This is a genomic window from Novosphingobium sp. BL-A-28-Hi1-0D, assembly GCF_055521755.1.
In genome coordinates this window covers 3,475,667-3,494,800 of the sequence record NZ_CM145502.1, presented here as the reverse complement: position 1 = coordinate 3,494,800, position 19,134 = coordinate 3,475,667, and the positions used below count along the sequence as shown (strand labels likewise).

Sequence of the window (19,134 nt, the reverse complement as noted above, 5' to 3'; positions counted from 1 at the left end):
AGATCGGGCATGAATGTTGCGCCTTTCATCGTCGACATACCGCGCAGCGAGATCGCAGACCTGCATCGGCGCATCGACATGACCCGCTGGCCCGAGAAGGAAACGGTCGACGACTGGTCGCAAGGCGCACCGCTCGCAGCGCTCCAGAGCTTCGTGGCACATTGGCGCAATGGCTATGACTGGTACCCCTGCCAGACGATGCTCAACGATTGGGGGATGTTCGAAACCGAGATCGACGGGGTGATGATCCGGTTCCTCCATGTCCGATCGCCCCATGAAGACGCGCGGCCTTTGCTGATGACACATGGCTGGCCCGGCTCGATCCTCGAGTTCCGCCATTGCATTGCGCCGCTGACGCGGCCTGAGGAACATGGCGGAAACGCGGCCGACGCCTTCCATCTCGTGATCCCATGCCTTCCGGGCTACGGATTCTCGGGCAAGCCGAAGGTCAAGGGCTGGGGCGTGCAGAAGATTGCGCAGGCCTGGGGCGAACTGATGGCGCGGCTGGACTACGATCAATGGTTGGCGCAGGGCGGTGACTGGGGGTCGATCGTGACGACGATGATCGGCGCGATGAAGGTGCCGGGCTGCAAGGGCATTCATCTCAACATGCCGATGGCCGCTCCTTCGCCCGAGGATATGGCCGCGCCCGAACCTGCCGATCTCAAGGCCATGGCGGCGTTGAAGCATTATCAGGACTGGGATTCGGGATACTCGAAGGAGCAATCCACACGGCCGCAGACCGTTGGTTACGGTCTGGTCGATTCGCCCGTGGGGCTCGCGGGATGGATCTATGAAAAGATGTGGGCCTGGACTGACAACGGCGGTGCACCGGAAGATGCACTAAGCCGGGACGACATGCTCGACAACATCATGCTCTATTGGTTGACCGCAGCAGGCGCGTCTTCGGCACGGCTCTACTGGGAGAGCTTTGGTGCCATAGGCGGGGTGCAGATCGATATCCCGGTAGCAGCGAGCGCCTTCCCGAAGGAAATCATACCTGCCCCGCGCAAGTGGTTCGAGCGGACTTGCTCGCAACTGGTTTACTGGGGGGAACTGGGCAAGGGCGGCCACTTTGCCGCGTGGGAGCAGCCCGAAGCCTTCGTGAAGGAACTCCGGGCCGCGTTTTCCCTGATGCGCTAGAGGCTTACTTCTTTTCGAAGGCCGCGGTGATGTCGAGCTTCACTTCGTCCGAGACGAAGGGAATGCCGTACGTCACGTTGAAGTCCGAGCGCTTGATCGTAGCCTTGCCGTGGAAGCCGAGCGTTGCCGCCTTGGTGAAGGGGTTGGTGCCGGCACCGGCAAAGGTCGCGTCGAGCGTGACCGGCTTGGTCACGCCGTTGAGCGTCAGGTCACCAGTGATCTTGGCGCTAACGCCGTCTGCGCCGGGGGCAACGCTGGTCGATACGAACGTGGCGTCGGCGGGCGTGGCACCGAAGAAGTCGGCGGGCTTGCCGTCAGCGCCGGGCTTGAGCAGGTGCGCGGTGAGGCCAGCATTCGCCGTGATGACCTTGCTGACCGGAATCTTGATCGAAACCTTTGCCGCGGCAGGATTGGCCGGGTCGATCTCGAGCGTGCCAGAAACATCGCCGAACAGGCCGAAGTAATCGTTGAAGCCGAAGTGGTTGACGCGCCAGCCAACCAGCGAGTGGCTGGCATCGGCCGTGTAGGATCCTGCAACAACGCGGGTCTTGTCGGCCTTGCCCGGGGCTTCGGGCATCTGGGCCACCATCGGTGCAGCGGCGGCGGCGAGGGCAAGCGGCAGGGCAAGCATCAGCGCGCGGGGCACGCGGGAAAACTTCGGCATGGATATCTCCTTGGGGAGGTAAGGAGCGCACTGGATGCCAAAGTGCTGTCAGCCACACAAGGCGAAACTCCCGTCGGAGTAGTGCTTCCAACGGAATTGGCCGCAATGGCTCAGCCGCAGCGAGCGGTCAGCAGCTTGCCTTTGTCATCCACGATGAGGTTGAGACGGTCGCCGCGCAGGTCCTGCGTGATTACGGCACCCGGACGTATGACCCGCATCCTGTCGTGACCCACTGTGCGTGCGAGCATGGTGCGCGCCTGGGGGGTGAAAAGCGTTCCGACAAGGCGAAGGGCGGCGCGCTGTCCACACGTGTCTGGCGCGGCCTGATCTGCAGTGGTTCCGGCAGCACGCGGACTTTGCGCGGCTGGCCTGCGAGACATTTCGTCCCCGGCGGCATTTGCCTGCCCGGCAAGCAGGCTCAGCGCGGCCATGCAGATGGGCAACCTTGGCAAGGGACAGCCTCGTGTGATCAAAATCTCCAGTTCGGAGTGATATAGATCACAATTCTGGCGTCCACTGCATTCGTCGATGCAGGGGGGATGTTAATGGAAAAGCCAGCCGACCGAGCCTGAGGCCGGACAAAAGAAAGGGCGGCCGAAACCGCCCTCTCCCGATATCTGCGCTGATGCGGAGCGATCAGTTCTTCGACTGGTCGACCAGCTTGTTCGCGCCGATCCACGGCATCATCGCACGCAGCTTGGCACCGGTCTCTTCGATCGGGTGACGCTGGGCGAGGCCGCGGGCAGCCTTGAGTTCGGGCTGGCCGGCGCGGTTGTCGAGCACGAAGTCCTTGACGAAGCGGCCAGACTGGATGTCAGCGAGAACGCGCTTCATTTCCTTCTTGGTCTCTTCGGTGATGATGCGCGGACCGGTCTTGATGTCGCCGTACTCGGCAGTGTTCGAGATCGAGTAGCGCATGTTGGCGATGCCGCCTTCATAGAGCAGGTCGACGATCAGCTTCAGTTCGTGGAGGCATTCGAAGTAGGCCATTTCCGGCGCATAACCGGCTTCGACCAGCGTTTCGAAACCGGCCTGGATGAGGGCGGTGGTGCCGCCGCAAAGCACGGCCTGCTCGCCGAACAGGTCGGTTTCGCATTCCTCGCGGAAGTTGGTCTCGATGATGCCCGAGCGGCCACCGCCAACGCCCGAGGCGTAGGCCAGCGCGACGTCATGTGCGTTGCCGGTAACGTTCTGGTGGACGGCGATCAGGCAGGGCACGCCGCCGCCACGCTGGTATTCGCTGCGGACGGTGTGGCCCGGGCCCTTGGGCGCGATCATGATCACGTCGATGTCGGCGCGCGCTTCGATCAGGCCGAAGTGGATGTTCAGGCCATGGGCGAAGGCGAGCGCAGCGCCCGGCTTCATGTTGGCGTGGAGGTCATCGGCGTAGATCGCGGCCTGATGCTCGTCGGGTGCGAGGATCATGAGCACGTCGGCCCAAGCAGCCGCTTCGGCGTTCGGCAGGACCTTGAAGCCGGCAGCTTCGGCCTTCTTGGCGCTGGCCGAACCGGGACGAAGCGCGATGGCCACGTCCTTGACGCCCGAATCGCGCAGGTTCTGCGCATGGGCGTGGCCCTGCGAACCGTAGCCGAGAATGGCGATCTTCTTGTCCGTGATGAGGTTCAGATCGCAGTCTGCGTCGTAATAGACCTTCATGTCGTTCCCAATCTTTGATGAATTCGTGAATGGATGGGGTTCAGTTGGTTCAGGCGGCGGTCGCGCCGCGGATCATGCCGACGATGCCGGTGCGGCCGACTTCGACGAGGCCGAGCTCCTTCATCAGCGAGACGAAGCTGTCGATCTTGTCGGGCGCGCCGGTCAGTTCGAAGATGAAGCTGGAAGTGGTGGTGTCGACGACCTTGGCGCGGAACACGTCGGCAAGGCGCAGCGCCTCGACACGGTTCTCACCCTTGCCCGAGACCTTGATGAGCGCCAGTTCGCGTTCCACGAACGGGCCGACTTCGGTAAGGTCAGTGACCTTGTGCACGGGCACGAGGCGCTCGAGCTGCGCACGGATCTGGTCGATCACCGGCGGCGGGCCATGGGTGACGATAGTGATCCGGCTGACGTCGTGGCCATCTGTAATGTCGGCCACGGTCAGGCTGTCGATGTTGTAACCACGCGCGGTGAACAGCCCTGCGATCTTGGCAAGGATGCCCGCCTCGTTGTCGACGGTGATGGTGAGGACGTGGCGCTCCTGCGCCTCCTGAGGGATGTGCATCATGTCCGGGGTCCTCAAACCAGCGCCTTGGCTTCGTCATCCATGGTCCCGGCCACTTCGTCGCCGTAAAGGATCATGTCGGTATGCGCCGCGCCCGAAGGGATCATCGGGAAGCAGTTGGCTTCCTTGGCAACGAGGCAGTCAACGAAGACCGGGCCATCATGGTCGATCATCGCCTGGATACCGGCATCCAGCTCGCTTTCATCGGTGATGCGGATGCCCTTCCAGCCGTAGGCTTCGGCCAGACGCACGAAATCGGGCAGGCTGTCGGAATAGGAGTTCGAATAGCGGCTTTCGTAGGTCAGCTCCTGCCACTGGCGGACCATGCCCATCCATTCGTTGTTGAGCACGAAGACCTTGACCGGCAGGCGGTACTGCGTGGCCGTGCCCATCTCCTGGATGTTCATCTGGATCGAGGCATCGCCCGCGATGTCGATCACGAGCGCATCGGGGAAGCCTGCCTGCGCGCCGATGGCGGCAGGAAGGCCATAGCCCATCGTGCCGAGGCCGCCCGAGGTCAGCCACTTGTTGGGCTTCATGAAGTGGAAGTACTGCGCAGCCCACATCTGGTGCTGACCGACTTCGGTGCTGATGATCGGATCGTGCGCCTTGGTCAGCTCGTAAAGCCGCTCGACCGCGTACTGCGGCATGATCGCCTTGGACTTGCGTGGATAAGCAAGGCTCTTCCTGCTACGCCAGCCATCGATCCGGGCATGCCAGGCGGTGAGGTCCTGCGCCTTGTAGCCACGCTCGAGCCATGCCTCGATCAGCTGCGCCAGAACCTTGCCGCAATCACCGATCACCGGCAGGTCGACGCGCACGGTCTTGTTGATCGAGGCGCGGTCGATGTCGATGTGGATCTTCTTTGAGTTCGGCGCGAAGGCGTCGAGGCGGCCGGTCACGCGGTCGTCAAAGCGGGCGCCGACGCAGACGATCAGGTCGGCCTGATTCATCGTCAGGTTGGCTTCATAGGTGCCGTGCATGCCAAGCATGCCCAGCCAAGCCGGATGATCCGCCGGGAATGCGCCGAGGCCCATCAGCGTCGAGGTGACGGGCGCGCCGGTCAGCGCCTGCAGTTCGCGCAGCAGACCCGTCGCTTCGGGGCCCGAATTGATCACGCCCCCGCCGGTGTAGAACACCGGAGCCTTGGCCTTCGCGATCATTTCGATGGCTTCGGCGATTTCGGCTGCGCCGCCTTCGGTCTGCGGGGTATAGCGGTTGCGCCGCTGCGGGGCAGCACCCGACCATGTTGCCAGCGCGATCTGGACATCCTTGGGGATGTCGATCACGACCGGGCCGGGGCGACCTTCGGTGGCGATGCGGAATGCCTCGTCGATCGTCGCGGCAAGCTCCGAAGGGTCCTTCACCAGATAGTTGTGCTTGGTACAGTGGCGGGTGATGCCGACCGTGTCGCACTCCTGAAACGCGTCAGAGCCGATCAGCGCGGTCGGAACCTGCCCGGTCAGCACGACGAGCGGGATTGAATCCATGAAGGCATCGGCAATGCCGGTGACCGCATTGGTCGCGCCGGGACCGGACGTGACGAGCACGACGCCGGGCTTGCCGGTTGCGCGCGCATAGCCTTCGGCAGCGTGGGCCGCGCCGGCTTCATGACGGACGAGGATGTGGCGGATGCGTTCGTCGCCGAACAGCGCATCGTAGATCGGCAGGACTGCGCCACCCGGATAGCCGAACACGAACTCGACGCCCTTGGCGACGAGGCTTTCGACCAGGATCTCGGCGCCGCTGCGCTCGCTTGTCACGTTACTTCATCCTTCTTCGCGTGCGAGGCCGTTAGACCTCCTGACACGCAGGAAAAACAAAAATTTCGGCCCGGCTGCAGCTTTCGCCGCGCCGGGCCGTCTCTCCCTTTCGGGTGCTTGATCGACATGCAAGATGGATCAGGCAATTGACGGCCTGCTACTTGACATAAAAGGTGGTGTCAAGCGGCTAAATGCGCAATAAACTTGCTGCATGATCGATGTCAATGGAATTTTCGTACGCGATGCGCGGCCAATTGCCCGGATTCTGGTTCTTCAGCCAAGTGTACTGCCGCTTGGCATAATTTCGTGTGGCCTGCTGGCCTGCGGCAATGGCCTCTTCGCGGGTAATTTGGTGACGCAAGTAGGCGGCAATCTCGGGCACGCCGATGGCGCGCATCACAGGTATCGATTCGGACAGGTCTCGCGCGAGAAGTGCCTCAACCTCGGCAATTGCGCCGCCCTCCCACATCAGTTCGAAGCGCAGGTCGCAGCGCCGGTAGAGCCACTGGCGCTCGGGCAGCAGGATGAGCGGGGCAAGATCGATGGCATCACCAATGCCGCCAACGCGCTGTTGCTGCCAGTGGGCGAGGGGACGACCGGTAGAGCGCACGACTTCGAGTGCGCGGGTAACGCGCTGCACGTCGGCGGGGCCGAGCAGCGCCGCCCGCTCGGAGTCTTCCTTGCAAAGCGCCGCATAGGCCTGCTCAACCGGCATCGCTCGCACCGCCTCGCGTATCTGAGGGTCGATTGCGGGTACGGGGGCAATGCCATGGAGCAGGGTGTTGATGTACATCCCGGTCCCGCCGACAAGGATCGGCAGAGCGCCGCGAGCATGGGCGGCATCGATCTCTGTGCGTGCGGCTGAGGCCCAGTCCGCGGCCGAGCAAGGGTCGGCCCCGTCCCACGCGCCGAACAGGACGTGCGGCACGCCCTGCATTTCTTCCTCGGACGGACGAGCGCTGAGAACCCGCAGGTCGGCATAGACCTGCGCGCTGTCGGCATTGATCACCACAGCCTCGCCGCCTTGCGCTTTGATGCGCAGGGCGAGTTTTACCGCGAGATCGCTCTTGCCGCTGGCCGTCGGCCCTGCGATTAGCGCGACGCGCGGGCCTCCGCCCGTATCTTTCGAAAAGGATTCCCCGTTGATCATCGCGCGGCTGATAGCAGACCCGGAGACGCTTGGTGACAATCTATCGCTCGCGATGGAGATGATCGAGGCGCGTGACTGGGAAGTGGCCGGGGCAGGAATGCTCGACACTTGCGACGATGTGCTCGAACTCGAGGTGGTCGAAGGCAATCCGGTCGGTATCCGCCAGATTCTCGACCAGTGCTTCCCCGAGAGCGATCTTCTCCTTGCCGAAGGGCTGATCGAAGTGCCCAACCTGTTCGTGTCGGACATGGATTCGACGATGATCGGGCAGGAATGCATCGACGAACTGGCTGATTTCGCCGGGCTCAAGGACCGCATCGCCGCGATCACCGAACGCGCGATGCAGGGCGAACTCGATTTCGAATCCGCGCTGCGTGAGCGCGTTGGCCTGCTCAAGGACCTGCCCGAAGCGGCGATCAAGCAGTGCCTTGATGAACGCATCCGCCCGATGGATGGTGCGCGCACGCTTGTCTCCACGCTCAAGGCGCGCGGCTGTCACACCGTGCTTGTGACCGGCGGCTTCCATTCCTTCGCCGATCCGGTGGCCGAACTGCTCGGCTTCGACCGCGTGGTCGGCAACCGGCTCGGCCTGCATGAGGGCGTCCTGACCGGCGGGCTGGTCGGTGGCATCGTCGACAGTTCGGTCAAGAAGCAGGTCCTGCTCGAAGAGACCGAGCGCCTTGACGGGGAAGTATTCAGCCTTGCAACCGGTGATGGCGCCAACGACATCCCGATGATTGAGGCTGCCAGCTACGGCATCGCCTACCGTGCCAAGCCAAAGGCGCGCGCCGCTGCAGATGGCTGGATCGACCGGGGCGATCTGACATCGATCCTTTCTCTCCTGGGCGTGCCGCGCGACCAGTGGGTATTCGACTGATCAGGCCAATGCTGGCGCTCGATACCGTCTGCGCGCCAGTATCCTGAGAAGCAGGGCAGCCAGCGCCAACGTCGTCATAGTTACGCCAATCGCGCGCGTTTCAGGCACTGGAATGCGCTTGGCATAGGCGAGGGTGAAGATCAGCCAGATCACGTGAATGCCCGCCGAGTGCAGCCGCTTCCAGTTGCGGCCCAGCGCGCGCATTGCGGTGTTGCTTGAGGTCAGCGCCATCGCGAGTATGAAGACATAGGCCGTTCCGCCCGGGATGAGGGACGCCAGGGTTCGCCGCTCCGGATCGAGGCGGATCGCGGCGAAGAGCGCCACGAGATGGATCGTGTGGCTTGCTGCAAATCCCAGTCCCCACGAGCGGCGGTCGCGCGCCAGCGCCCGGCTCCACGGCGCAGGGGACAGCCTGATCAGCGATGATGCGAGGTAGGTCAGGAGAAAGACGGGAAAGCCGACGCGCGCCGTCCAGCGGGCCGCCAGGTGCCAGCTTTCATGTGGCGTCTCTCCGACCGCCAGACCCGCGCCAAGCGCAAGCAGCGAGAGCATCAGTCCGAATGCGATCGGCCATTTGCGTGCCATGGTCCCGTCCTCCCCCAAGGATGTTGGGTAAGTTTGCCTTCGCCGATCGTTGCTGGCAAGCACCACCCCGCAGCGGGCAATTGACGATCTATTTACAGTGCTGTTAGTATTCCGCGAACAAGACAACCGGGAGAAACGCCGTGAATGCCATGACCGGCGCGTTGAGTGCTGACCTGCCCATCTATGACGAGCGGCGTCCCGAAATGCGGATGCAGCCGCTCAAGGCGTGGCATCATTTCCAGAACCTCCTGAAGGACAAGGAAAATACCGAGGAGGTGTTCTACATCTTCGAGGCTCTTCCATGGCGCAACCTGCGTGGCCGGGCCGAGGCTTTCCTGCGAAGCGAGCGTGGGCAGGCCTTGCGGGCAACCGAGCCCTACCTCCCGGCGATTCTCGACGATCACGAAGCCCTGCGCCGCACGCCAACGGGCTCGCTCGCCAACGCCTACTGCGATTTCATGGAACGCGAGGGCCTGACCGCGCAAGGGCTGGTCGACGAGTTCGATCGCTTCGCCGCAAAGCGCGAACGTTTTGAAGACCAGTTCCTCTGGTACCTCAACCGCATGCGCGACGTGCACGACATGTTGCACGTGCTGACTGGCTATGGCCGCGATGCGCTGGGCGAGGCTTGCGTTCTCGCCTTTACCTACAGCCAGCAGCCATCCCCGGCGCATCTGTTCATCGGCTACCTCGCCGGCATGAACATCAACAAGCAGACCAGGCGCAGCGCCCCGGTGCTACGTGCGGTTCGTGAAGGCCAGCGCCTCGGCAAGGCTTGCCCGCGCCTGTGCGAACAGGCGATCACCGAACTGCTGCCGCTGCCGATCGACGAGGTCCGCGCGCGCCTGAACATCACGCCCGCGGTGCGCTACAAGGAAGCGCACGCGATCTGGCAGGGCATGGGCATCGATCCCTATGATCTGCTCGGAAAGAACGCGGCCAAGCTCGCGGCCTGACGTCATAAACCTCGCGCCCCCGCCTTCGCGGGGGCGCAAAGGTCAGCCGGGCAGACTCAGCCTTCCATCCAGTCGCGGAAGAACGCCTCGTTGGCCTCGCGCAGGGCTGCAAGCTCGACGCCTGCAACCTGCGAGCCGCCAACCGTGCCGAGACGCATCGCACCCTCAAGCACTTCACCCGCCTTGGTCGTCACGACATAGCGTGACTGGTCCTCGCCGAATGCCGAGGCCGTGGTCAGCGCAACATCAAGCGCGCAGCCCTTGCTGCCGGCCAGTGCCATCTCGGTCAGCGCCACGAGCAGGCCACCATCCGAAACGTCGTGAACTGCGGTCAGCTTGCCCGCCGCGATCCATTCGCGGACCTGCTCACCATTCCTGCGCTCAACCGCCAGATCGACCGACGGCGCATCGCCATCTTCGCGTCCGTGGATTTCGCGCAGGTAGAGCGACTGGCCAAGGTGCGAACCTTCTCCGCCCACCAGCCAGATCACGTCGCCTTCGTTCTTGAACGCAACCTTGGTCATCACTTCGTGATCGAGCATCAGCCCGACGCCGCCGATCGCAGGCGTCGGCAGGATCGCCGAGCCGCCACCCGTCGCCTTCGATTCGTTGTAGAGCGAGACGTTGCCCGAAACGATCGGGTAATCCAGCGCGCGGCAGGCATCGCCCATGCCGTTCAGGGCCTGGACGATCTGAGCCATGATTTCGGGGCGCTGCGGGTTGGCGAAGTTGAGGCAATTGGTGATTGCCAGCGGCCGCGCGCCCACGGCGCAAATGTTGCGCCAGGTTTCGGCCACGGCCTGCTTGCCGCCTTCGTAAGGATCGGCATAGCAATAGCGCGGGGTGCAGTCGGTGCTGATCGCCAGCGCCTTCTTCGACCCATGGATGCGCACCACGGCAGCATCGCCGCCCGACTTCTGCAGCGTGTCCGCACCAACCTGCGAATCGTACTGCTCGAAGATCCAGCGACGATTGGCGAGGTCCGGGCAGCCGATCAACTTGACGAGGTCCGCGCCAATGTCTGCGCTTTCCGGCACCGAACCCAGCGGCGCAACATTCGCCCAGGCCTTGTAGTCGGCAAGCGACAGGGCAGGGCGGTCATAGAGCGGTGCGTCTTCGGCGAGAGGCCCGAGCGGAATATCGCAGACCGTCTCGCCCTTGAACTTCAGCACCATGTGGCCGGTGTCGGTCACTTCGCCGATCACGGCAAAGTCCAGCTCCCACTTGCGGAAGATGGCTTCGGCCATGGCTTCCTTGCCGGGCTTGAGCACCATGAGCATGCGCTCCTGGCTTTCCGAAAGCATCATCTCGTAAGGCGTCATGCCCTCTTCGCGGCACGGCACCTTGTCCATGTCGAGGATGATGCCGGCCTTGCCGTTGGTCGCCATTTCGACTGACGAGGAGGTCAGGCCCGCCGCGCCCATGTCCTGGATCGCCACGATCGCATCGGTTGCCATCAGTTCGAGGCAGGCCTCGATCAGCAGCTTTTCGGTGAAGGGATCGCCAACCTGCACGGTCGGGCGCTTCTCGTCGGATTTCTCATCGAAGTCGGCCGAGGCCATGGTCGCGCCGTGGATGCCATCGCGCCCGGTCTTGGAGCCGACATAGACGATCGGATTGCCGAGGCCTGTAGCCGCCGAATAGAAGATCTTGTCGGTATCGGCCACGCCCACGGTCATCGCGTTGACGAGGATGTTGCCGTCATAGGCCTTGTGGAAGTTGGTCTCGCCACCCACCGTCGGCACGCCGACGCAGTTGCCATAGCCGCCAATGCCCGCGACGACGCCCTGCACGAGGTGCTTCATCTTGGGATGATCCGGGCGGCCGAAGCGCAGCGCGTTCATGTTCGCCACCGGACGCGCGCCCATCGTGAACACGTCGCGCAGGATGCCGCCAACGCCCGTCGCGGCGCCCTGATAGGGTTCGATGTACGAAGGGTGGTTGTGGCTTTCCATCTTGAAGATGGCGGCCTGCCCATCACCGATGTCGATCACGCCTGCGTTTTCGCCCGGGCCGCAGATCACCCAGGGCGCCGATGTCGGCAGCTTCTTGAGGTGGATGCGGCTCGACTTGTACGAGCAGTGCTCCGACCACATGACCGAGAAGATGCCGAGCTCGACAAGGTTCGGCTCGCGCCCCAGAGCGTTCAGAACGCGCTGATACTCTTCCTCGGACAGCCCATGGGCGGCGACGACATCTGGCGTGATTTCGGACATGGCGCGCGCCTTAGCGATGTGGCGCGCCTTAGGCTAGTCCTGTCAGGCGAACTTGAGCGCCACCCATGTGGCGGCGGTGGCAGCGACAGTGGTGGCAAACGTGCCCCAGATCACGTCGATCACGGTAACGTGAACAGGCCAGCGGGCGAGCACGGCCTGGCTGGTCAGGTCATAGGTCATGTAACACATCGCGCCGAGGATCGCGCCGTTCAGCGCGGCTGCGCCCAGTCCCTGCGACATGCCCGGACGCACCGCAAACCAGAGCATTCCGGCCAGATAGAGCACGTAGAACACCAGTGCCGGAGTCGCGCGGAACTGCGGAGCAAGCAGATCGCCCAGGGCAGGCCGGTAGAGCTTCGATCCTGCCCAACCGAGCCAGAGCGCATCGAGCGCACCGAACACGACGGCGGCCGCTACATAGGCGATCACGTACTGCATGGCGCTTGGTCTCCCGGATTGCTGTTCATCGAAGCTTGACCACACCCCCGCGCGCCGTCAATGCTGCCTCTATGGGAACCGGACCTGAAATCGCGAGCCTGAGCTTTGAAGAGGCGCTGAAGGAACTCGAGACCGTCGTCAGGCGGCTTGAAAGCGGGGACGCGCCGCTGGATGAATCAATCGATCTTTATGCCCGTGGCGACGCTCTCAGGGCGCACTGCCAGGCACGGCTCGATGCGGCTCAAGCGCGAATCGAGGCGATCGTGGCCGATCGTGACGGCAAGCCACAGGCCTTGCGCGCCTTTGACGAAGCCCAGGGTTGAGCGAGGCGATCATGGCGGCTGATACCGGTCTGTTGAAGCCCGCGCTCACGGCGATTGCCGAGGACATCGACAAGAGCTTCGACCTGCTGCTCCCGCTTCCCGGCGATCCGCGTGACCGGCTGGTGGAAGCGATGCGCTATGCCACGATCGGTGGCGGCAAGCGGGTGCGCCCGCTGTTGGTCTGCGCCACGGCCAGTCTGTTCGGCGTCTCGCGTGAAGCTGCGGTGCGAGTCGGCACTGCGATAGAGGCGATCCACGTCTATTCGCTGATCCACGATGATCTGCCTTGCATGGACAATGATGCGCTGCGCCATGGCAAGCCGACGGTTCATCTTGCCTTCGACGATGCCGCGGCAGTGCTCGCAGGCGACGCGCTGCACGATTTCGCGTTCGAGATCCTGTCCGATCCGGCCACCAGTGGTGATCCGTTCACCCGCATCGAACTGATCCGCACGCTCGCTACGGCCAGCGGCATGAACGGCATGTGCGGCGGGCAGATGATGGATATCGTCGCCGAAACTTCGAGCTTCGACCTGCCGACCGTGACCCGTCTCCAGCAGTTGAAGACCGGGGCCTTGCTCTCCGCTTCGGTCGAGATGGGCGCGATCCTTGGCAAGGTGCCGCCCGAAGGCCGCACGCATCTGCGCGGATATGCACGCGATATCGGCCTTGCCTTCCAGATTGCCGACGACCTGCTCGACGCCGAGGGGGATGAGGCTGCTGCAGGCAAGGCGCTGCGCAAGGACGAGGCTCAGGGCAAGGAGACCTTCCTGTCTCTGCTGGGCCCGGAGCGCGCGCGCGAACAGGCCAGAATGCTGATCGATCAGGCCATCGAACTTCTTTCCAGCTACGGCCCCGAGGCTGAACTGCTGCGCGAACTGGCGCGCTTCATTGTCGAGAAGGAATCACTGATGGCACAGCGCATCGGCGTCTATCCGGGCACGTTCGATCCGATCACGCTTGGCCATCTCGACATCATCCGGCGCGGTGCCAAGCTGGTCGACAAGCTGATCATCGGCGTCACCACCAATCCGTCGAAGAACCCGATGTTCACGCCGGAGGAACGCATGGCCATGGTCGTGCGCGAAGTGGCCGAACAGGGGATCGACAATGTCGAGGTCGTCGGCTTCAATGCGTTGCTGATGAAGTTCGCCCGCGCTCAGGGGGCAAACGTCATCGTGCGTGGCCTGCGTGCCGTGGCGGACTTTGAATACGAGTACCAGATGGCGGGCATGAACCAGCAGCTCGACTCCGAGATCGAGACCGTGTTCCTCATGGCCGACGTCAGCCTCCAGCCCATCGCCTCGAAACTCGTCAAGGAAATTGCCCTGTTCGGCGGGGAGATTGCCGGTTTCGTTACTCCTGCCATTCGCGACGAAGTGGTTGCCCGGGTTGAGAAGATCGGTCGAATGGGCGACTACTGAGCGCACCTTGCTGACACACTGCGGCAATCGTTCATTGCAGCGACAGCGCGAGACGCCTATCGGCGATCAAGATTATCCGGAGTTCTTAAAGTCCATGGTTTCGCGCTTTCTAACCGCCTTTGCGCTCGGCGCTGCCCTGATCGTGTCGCCCGCCGTGGCGAAGGACAAGAAGGACGAGGCTGCGGCCCCCGCTCCCAAGGTGCTGAACTACGCCGTGAACGCCGATCAGTCGGTCGATCGCGAGAACATCCTTTACCTCGACCTCTCGAACGGTGGTCGCGTGGCGATCCGGCTCGTGCCGGATTGGGCGCCCGCGCATGTCGAGCGGATTAAGACGCTGGCACGCCAGGGCTTTTACAACGGCGTCATTTTTCACCGCGTGATCGATGGCTTCATGGCGCAGACCGGAGACCCGACGGGTACGGGGCAGGGCGGTTCGCCGCTTCCTGACCTGACGGCGGAGTTCAACGCCGTGCCGCATGTGCGCGGATCGGTTTCGATGGCCCGCACCAACGAGCCCAACACCGCGAACAGCCAATTCTTCATCGTGTTCTATCCACGCTTTGCGCTCGATCACAAGTACACGAACTTCGGCCGCGTGATCGCGGGCATGGACTATGTCGATGCGGTCGTGCGGGGTGAGCCGCCAGCAAACCCGACCAAGATCGTGCAGGCCTCGATCGCGGCAGACAACAAGCCGGTGCCGGCCATGGAAGCGCCTGCCGCTGCCAAGGCCATCACCGCAGACATGCTCAGCAACTCTTCGTCAAACTGAAGGGGTCGAACCTCGCCGCTTTTGCGGCTAGGGCGCAGTCATGCGCGTAGACCTCTTCGATTTCGAACTGCCCCAGGAAAACATCGCCCTGCGTCCAGCAAGGCCGCGTGATTCGGCGCGGCTGCTTGGCGTGGGAAGCAATGGGCCGTTCCGTGATCTCACGGTGCTTGATCTTCCTTCGTTGCTCAATCCGGGCGACGTTCTGGTGTTCAACGACACCCGTGTCATTCCGGCCCAACTTGAAGGCCAACGCGGCGAGGCGCGCATCGGCGCGACGCTGCACAAGCGCATCGACTTGCGCCGCTGGCAGGCCTTCGTTCGAAACGGCAAGCGCCTGCGTGAAGGCGACGAGATCCGCTTCGGCGCGGGCGTCACCGCCCATGCCGAGGGTCGTCTTGCCGATGGCAGCTGGACACTGTTCTTTCCGGGCGAGGAACCCGTCGAGGTCCTGCTGGAGCGTGCCGGACAGATGCCGCTGCCGCCCTATATAGCGGGCAAGCGGCCGACCGACGAGCAGGACCGCGAAGACTACCAGACCATGTTCGCGGCCAAGGATGGCGCAGTCGCGGCGCCCACGGCCGCGCTGCACTTCACCCCGCGCCTGATGGAAGCCATCGCCGCGCGTGGCATCCGGACCGAGACGCTCACCTTGCATGTTGGCGCGGGTACGTTCCTGCCGGTCAAGGCCGAGGACACCCAGGACCACCAGATGCACGCCGAATGGGGCACGATCGACGCTGCGACAGCAGACCGTCTCAACGCCGCACGTGCCGCCGGCAATCGCGTTATCGCGGTCGGAACCACCTCGCTGCGTCTCCTGGAAAGCGCAGCAGGCGACGACGCTGATGGAAATTGGGTGATTCGCCCCTTCGAAGGCGACACTGCGATCTTCATCACCCCGGGTTACACCTTCCGCGCCATCGACGGGTTGATGACCAACTTCCACCTGCCCAAGTCGACTCTGTTCATGCTGGTCTCGGCACTGATGGGCCTTGATCGCATGCAGGCGGCCTACGCCCACGCCATCGCACAAGGCTACCGCTTCTACTCCTACGGCGATTCAAGCCTGCTCCTGCCATAAAGCGCAGTTTCGGTCTGGCCTGCGCCGGGTAGCTTCCCCCAAACAGATCTGGGAGCAGGGCATGATACCGGCACACGTTCCGGCCGACCGCGTGGTCGACTTCGACATCTTCAATCCGCCGGGCGTCGAGAGCGACTACTTCGCGGCGTGGAAGACCCTGCTCGATGGGCCGGGGCTGGTCTGGACGACCGCCAACGGCGGGCACTGGATCGCTGCGCGCGGTGATGTGGTGCGCGAACTGTGGGGCGATGCCGAACGGCTTTCCAATCAATGCCTTGCCGTCACCCCCGGCCTCGGCGAAGTCATGCAGTTCATCCCGCTCCAGCAGGACGGCGCAGAGCACAAGGCTTTCCGCACCCCGGTAATGAAAGGCCTCGCCTCGCGCTTCGTCGTCGCGCTCGAACCGAAGGTCCGCGAAGTCGCGCGCGAACTGATCCAGGGCCTGCGCCCGCTAGGAAAATGCGATTTCGTTAGCGACTTCGCGGAAATCCTGCCCCTCAACATCTTCCTCACCCTGATCGACGTCCCCCTCGAAGACCGCCCACGCCTCCGACAGCTGGGCGTTCAACTCACGCGTCCGGACGGCTCGATGACGGTGGAGCAACTCAAGCAGGCGGCAGACGACTACCTCTGGCCCTTCATCCAGAAACGCATGGCCCAGCCGGGCGACGACCTGTTCAGCCGCATTCTTTCAGAGCCAGTCGACGGTCGGCCATGGACCGAGGACGAGGCGCGCAGGATGTGCCGCAATCTTCTGTTCGGGGGACTCGATACGGTTGCGGCGATGATCGGGATGGTCGCGCTGCATCTGGCGAGGCATCCCGACGACCAGAAATGGATGCGCGATAACCCCCGAGAGTTGCCCGGAGTTGCCGATGAGTTGATGCGGAGATACCCGACAGTTGCCGTGAGTCGCAATGCAGTTGGAGATATCCAGATCGATGGCGTCACCATCCGCACTGGCGACCTCGTCTACCTCCCCAGTGTTTTGCACAACCTTGATCCAAAATGCTTTTCTGCTCCCGAAGAGGTCCGCTTCGATCGCGGACTGACCCCCATCCGCCACACCACCATGGGCGTAGGCGCACATCGCTGCGTCGGCGCAGGCCTCGCCCGCATGGAAGTGATCGTGTTCCTCGAGGAATGGCTGTCAGGGATGCCGGAAGTCAGGCTCGATCCTGACAAGCCCGTGACGATGAAGGGCGGCAACGTCGGCGCCTGCACCGCGCTGCCACTGGTGTGGAATCCCTAGGAAAACCAGCCCCAGACCAACCGCACTGTCAGTCCGATGCTCACCACCACGAGCAGCGGGCGGATGACCTTGGCGCCGAACTTGGTGGCGTAGTGCGAGCCGATCCACGCGCCGGTCATCGCGCCTGCGCCCATGCATAGCCCTAGAATCCACATCGCCTGCCCGCCGATGGTGAAGACGATGACGCTGGCTATGTTGCTCGTAACGTTGAGGTATTTGGTCAGGCCCGTGGCCCGTGTCAGCCCCATGCCGCGCAGGCCGACGAGCGTGGTCGCAAAGAACTGACCGGCGCCGGGGCCGAAGAAGCCGTCGTAGAATGCCACGCCTGCGCCGACCGGCATGTAGCCGCGCTCGGACAGGTGGCCATGGCGGTCCTCGTCGGTCATGCCCGGCGAAAGCACTGTGTAGAGCGCAACTGCGATCAGCAGCACGGGGACGACCAGCTTCAGCACGTCGGCACTAAGGTGCTGAATCGCCAGTGATCCGCTGAGCGCGCCGACGAAGACCACGGCAGCCGTCGGCGCGCTCTTGCGGAAGCTGAACAGCCCGGCCTTGTGATAGCGCCAAGTGGCCATCGAGGTGCCGCACATCGACTGGATCTTGTTGGTGCCCAGAACCACGTGCGGGGGCAGGGGGGTGGAAAGCAGGACCGGCATCATCACCAGTCCGCCGCCGCCTGCCACCGCATCGATGAAGCCCGAAAGGACCGCGACGCAGGTCAGCGCCGGATAGAACCACAGATCGAGGTTTACGGGGTCAATCATCAGCAGGTCTGGCATTTGCGCGCTTTGGCGATTGCGCCTAAGGGCCGCAACACTCTTTTTGCCGAGATTGCCGCACAATGACCCGTTTCGCCTTCGACATCCATGCCACCGACGGAAAGGCGCGCACCGGCACGATCCGCATGATGCGCGGGGACATACGCACGCCTGCCTTCATGCCGGTGGGCACGGCGGCGACGGTCAAGGCGATGAAGATGGAGGACGTCCGCGCAAGCGGTGCCGACATCATTCTTGGCAACACCTACCACCTGATGCTGCGCCCCGGTGCAGAGCGCGTGGCGCGTCTGGGGGGCCTTCACAAGTTCGGCGGGTGGGACCGACCGATCCTGACGGACAGTGGCGGCTATCAGGTGATGAGCCTGTCCGACCTTCGGAAGATCACCGAGGAAGGCGTGACCTTCGCCAGCCACCTTGACGGGTCGCGCCACCTGCTCAGCCCCGAACGTTCGATGGAAATCCAGCGCCTGCTCGGGTCGGACATCGTCATGTGCTTCGACGAATGCCCCCGTGCGGACCAGCCGCGTGACGTGATTGCCAAGTCGATGGAAATGTCGATGCGCTGGGCAAGGCGCAGCCGCGACGCTTTCGATGCTGGCGGTGAACATGCCGAACGCTCGGCGCTGTTCGGTATCCAGCAGGGCGCTCTGGATGAGGGCCTGCGCAGGTATAGCGCTGACGCCCTGACCGAGATCGGCTTCGATGGTTATGCCATTGGCGGCCTTGCCGTGGGGGAAGGGCAGGAGGCGATGTTCGCCACGCTCGACTTTGCGCCACAGCAGTTGCCTGCGGACCGTCCGCGCTATCTGATGGGTGTGGGCAAGCCGGATGATCTTGTGGGGGCAGTGGAGCGCGGGGTCGACATGTTCGATTGCGTGCTGCCGACGCGTTCGGGGCGCAATGGGCAAGCCTTCACCTGGAACGGGCCGCTCAACATGCGCAATGCCCGCCACGCAGAGGATACCGGGCCGATGGACGAACGGTGCCCGTGTCCGACCTGCACGAAGTACAGCCGCGCCTATCTGCACCACCTGCACAAGTCGGGTGAGATGCTCGGCGCGATGCTGCTGACCGAGCACAACCTGTGGTTCTACCAGCAACTGATGGCAGGAATGCGCGCGGCTATCAGCGAAGGCCGGTTCGCCGCGTTCGCAGCCGATTTCCGACGGGATTACTTCGCGCGCTAGGCTGCCAGACCCTCGGCACCTGAGGGCATGACTGGCTCCTGCGTTTCCAGTCGCGTGTCCTTGTAGGCATAGAACATGCCGGTCCGCTCATCAAAAAAGCCTGCGCCGATGGCGAAGGCCTGCCGCTGCGCGGTGAGGAGATCGGGATACCATTTGCCGGTGCGGTGCGGGGTGACGAAGCGATAGAGGGACATGCCCTTCCAATGGCCATGTCGTGTGTCGGTTCCCTGACAAGGTCGAGATTTTGGCGCGAGAACGAAACGTAACGCCTTGTTTGCGAATGCGAAAAAGGCGGGGCTT

The 19,134-nt window shown here is 63.4% G+C and carries 20 protein-coding genes and 1 pseudogene; 10 read left to right on the top strand and 11 right to left on the bottom strand.

Annotation, left to right across the window (positions count from 1 at the left end; all coding sequences use genetic code 11):
* Positions 1-9: 9 nt before the first annotated feature.
* Positions 10-1,143, top strand: a complete 1,134-nt coding sequence (locus ACZ1JW_RS16895) for an epoxide hydrolase family protein (RefSeq protein WP_465141410.1) — start codon at positions 10-12, stop codon at positions 1,141-1,143.
* Positions 1,144-1,147: 4 nt separating this feature from the next.
* Here the strand turns inward: ACZ1JW_RS16895 and ACZ1JW_RS16890 are convergent, their stop codons facing one another.
* The 6 genes from ACZ1JW_RS16890 to miaA all read right to left on the bottom strand — a co-directional run bounded on the left by ACZ1JW_RS16890 (position 1,148) and on the right by miaA (position 6,941).
* On the bottom strand, positions 1,148-1,807 hold the full coding sequence (locus ACZ1JW_RS16890; protein WP_465141409.1) for a YceI family protein: 660 nt from the start codon (positions 1,805-1,807) through the stop codon (positions 1,148-1,150).
* A gap of 110 nt (positions 1,808-1,917) precedes the next feature.
* Positions 1,918-2,238 carry an I78 family peptidase inhibitor gene (locus ACZ1JW_RS16885; RefSeq protein WP_465141408.1) on the bottom strand — a complete coding sequence of 107 codons (321 nt, stop codon included), beginning with the start codon at positions 2,236-2,238 and terminating at the stop codon, positions 1,918-1,920.
* A gap of 205 nt (positions 2,239-2,443) precedes the next feature.
* Entirely contained in the window at positions 2,444-3,463 is a 1,020-nt protein-coding gene (gene ilvC / locus ACZ1JW_RS16880; protein WP_465125604.1) for a ketol-acid reductoisomerase, read from the bottom strand.
* Positions 3,464-3,512: 49 nt separating this feature from the next.
* On the bottom strand, positions 3,513-4,028 hold the full coding sequence (gene ilvN, locus ACZ1JW_RS16875; RefSeq protein ID WP_465126355.1) for an acetolactate synthase small subunit: 516 nt from the start codon (positions 4,026-4,028) through the stop codon (positions 3,513-3,515).
* 14 nt (positions 4,029-4,042) lie between these two features.
* Complete coding sequence (locus tag ACZ1JW_RS16870; protein ID WP_465141407.1) at positions 4,043-5,791, bottom strand: acetolactate synthase 3 large subunit; 1,749 nt, start codon at positions 5,789-5,791, stop codon at positions 4,043-4,045.
* 187 nt (positions 5,792-5,978) lie between these two features.
* Positions 5,979-6,941 (bottom strand): tRNA (adenosine(37)-N6)-dimethylallyltransferase MiaA, encoded by a 963-nt coding sequence (miaA, locus tag ACZ1JW_RS16865; RefSeq protein ID WP_465141406.1) that lies wholly within the window; start codon positions 6,939-6,941, stop codon positions 5,979-5,981.
* On the opposite strand from miaA, the gene serB reads away from it, so the two are divergent.
* Positions 6,934-7,818, top strand: coding sequence for a phosphoserine phosphatase SerB (serB, locus tag ACZ1JW_RS16860; protein WP_465141405.1), 885 nt, complete (start codon positions 6,934-6,936; stop codon positions 7,816-7,818). The genes miaA and serB overlap by 8 nt on opposite strands.
* Here the strand turns inward: serB and ACZ1JW_RS16855 are convergent, their stop codons facing one another.
* Positions 7,819-8,403, bottom strand: coding sequence for a cytochrome b family protein (locus ACZ1JW_RS16855; RefSeq protein WP_465141404.1), 585 nt, complete (start codon positions 8,401-8,403; stop codon positions 7,819-7,821).
* Between the two features lie 149 nt (positions 8,404-8,552).
* On the opposite strand from ACZ1JW_RS16855, the gene ACZ1JW_RS16850 reads away from it, so the two are divergent.
* The gene (locus tag ACZ1JW_RS16850; protein WP_465142802.1) at positions 8,553-9,359 is read left to right on the top strand and encodes a Coq4 family protein; all 807 of its coding nucleotides are present in this window, start codon (positions 8,553-8,555) and stop codon (positions 9,357-9,359) included.
* A 56-nt stretch (positions 9,360-9,415) separates the two neighbouring features.
* On the opposite strand, the gene purL is transcribed toward ACZ1JW_RS16850, so the two are convergent.
* Positions 9,416-11,575 (bottom strand): phosphoribosylformylglycinamidine synthase subunit PurL, encoded by a 2,160-nt coding sequence (gene purL, locus ACZ1JW_RS16845; RefSeq protein ID WP_465141403.1) that lies wholly within the window; start codon positions 11,573-11,575, stop codon positions 9,416-9,418.
* A gap of 42 nt (positions 11,576-11,617) precedes the next feature.
* On the bottom strand, positions 11,618-12,013 hold the full coding sequence (locus ACZ1JW_RS16840; RefSeq protein ID WP_465141402.1) for a DUF2177 family protein: 396 nt from the start codon (positions 12,011-12,013) through the stop codon (positions 11,618-11,620).
* A gap of 71 nt (positions 12,014-12,084) precedes the next feature.
* On the opposite strand from ACZ1JW_RS16840, the gene ACZ1JW_RS16835 reads away from it, so the two are divergent.
* The 6 genes and pseudogenes from ACZ1JW_RS16835 to ACZ1JW_RS16810 all read left to right on the top strand — a co-directional run bounded on the left by ACZ1JW_RS16835 (position 12,085) and on the right by ACZ1JW_RS16810 (position 16,868).
* On the top strand, positions 12,085-12,336 hold the full coding sequence (locus tag ACZ1JW_RS16835) for an exodeoxyribonuclease VII small subunit (RefSeq protein ID WP_465141401.1): 252 nt from the start codon (positions 12,085-12,087) through the stop codon (positions 12,334-12,336).
* 11 nt (positions 12,337-12,347) lie between these two features.
* Positions 12,348-13,241 (top strand): annotated as a pseudogene (locus ACZ1JW_RS16830) (polyprenyl synthetase family protein); the annotation flags it as partial.
* Positions 13,242-13,247: 6 nt separating this feature from the next.
* Positions 13,248-13,760, top strand: coding sequence for a pantetheine-phosphate adenylyltransferase (gene coaD / locus ACZ1JW_RS16825; protein ID WP_465142801.1), 513 nt, complete (start codon positions 13,248-13,250; stop codon positions 13,758-13,760).
* A 94-nt stretch (positions 13,761-13,854) separates the two neighbouring features.
* A complete protein-coding gene (locus ACZ1JW_RS16820; protein ID WP_465141400.1) occupies positions 13,855-14,535 on the top strand; it encodes a peptidylprolyl isomerase in 681 nt (226 codons plus the stop codon).
* A gap of 40 nt (positions 14,536-14,575) precedes the next feature.
* On the top strand, positions 14,576-15,616 hold the full coding sequence (queA, locus tag ACZ1JW_RS16815) for a tRNA preQ1(34) S-adenosylmethionine ribosyltransferase-isomerase QueA (RefSeq protein ID WP_465141399.1): 1,041 nt from the start codon (positions 14,576-14,578) through the stop codon (positions 15,614-15,616).
* A 61-nt stretch (positions 15,617-15,677) separates the two neighbouring features.
* Positions 15,678-16,868 carry a cytochrome P450 gene (locus ACZ1JW_RS16810; protein WP_465141398.1) on the top strand — a complete coding sequence of 397 codons (1,191 nt, stop codon included), beginning with the start codon at positions 15,678-15,680 and terminating at the stop codon, positions 16,866-16,868.
* Here ACZ1JW_RS16810 and ACZ1JW_RS16805 read toward each other — a convergent pair.
* Entirely contained in the window at positions 16,865-17,647 is a 783-nt protein-coding gene (locus tag ACZ1JW_RS16805) for a TSUP family transporter (protein ID WP_465141397.1), read from the bottom strand. The two genes, ACZ1JW_RS16810 and ACZ1JW_RS16805, sit on opposite strands and share 4 nt — an antisense overlap.
* 62 nt (positions 17,648-17,709) lie before the next feature.
* On the opposite strand from ACZ1JW_RS16805, the gene tgt reads away from it, so the two are divergent.
* Complete coding sequence (tgt, locus tag ACZ1JW_RS16800; protein ID WP_465141396.1) at positions 17,710-18,834, top strand: tRNA guanosine(34) transglycosylase Tgt; 1,125 nt, start codon at positions 17,710-17,712, stop codon at positions 18,832-18,834.
* Here the strand turns inward: tgt and ACZ1JW_RS16795 are convergent.
* Positions 18,831-19,028 carry a hypothetical protein gene (locus tag ACZ1JW_RS16795; protein WP_465141395.1) on the bottom strand — a complete coding sequence of 66 codons (198 nt, stop codon included), beginning with the start codon at positions 19,026-19,028 and terminating at the stop codon, positions 18,831-18,833. The genes tgt and ACZ1JW_RS16795 overlap by 4 nt on opposite strands.
* Positions 19,029-19,134: the final 106 nt, after the last annotated feature.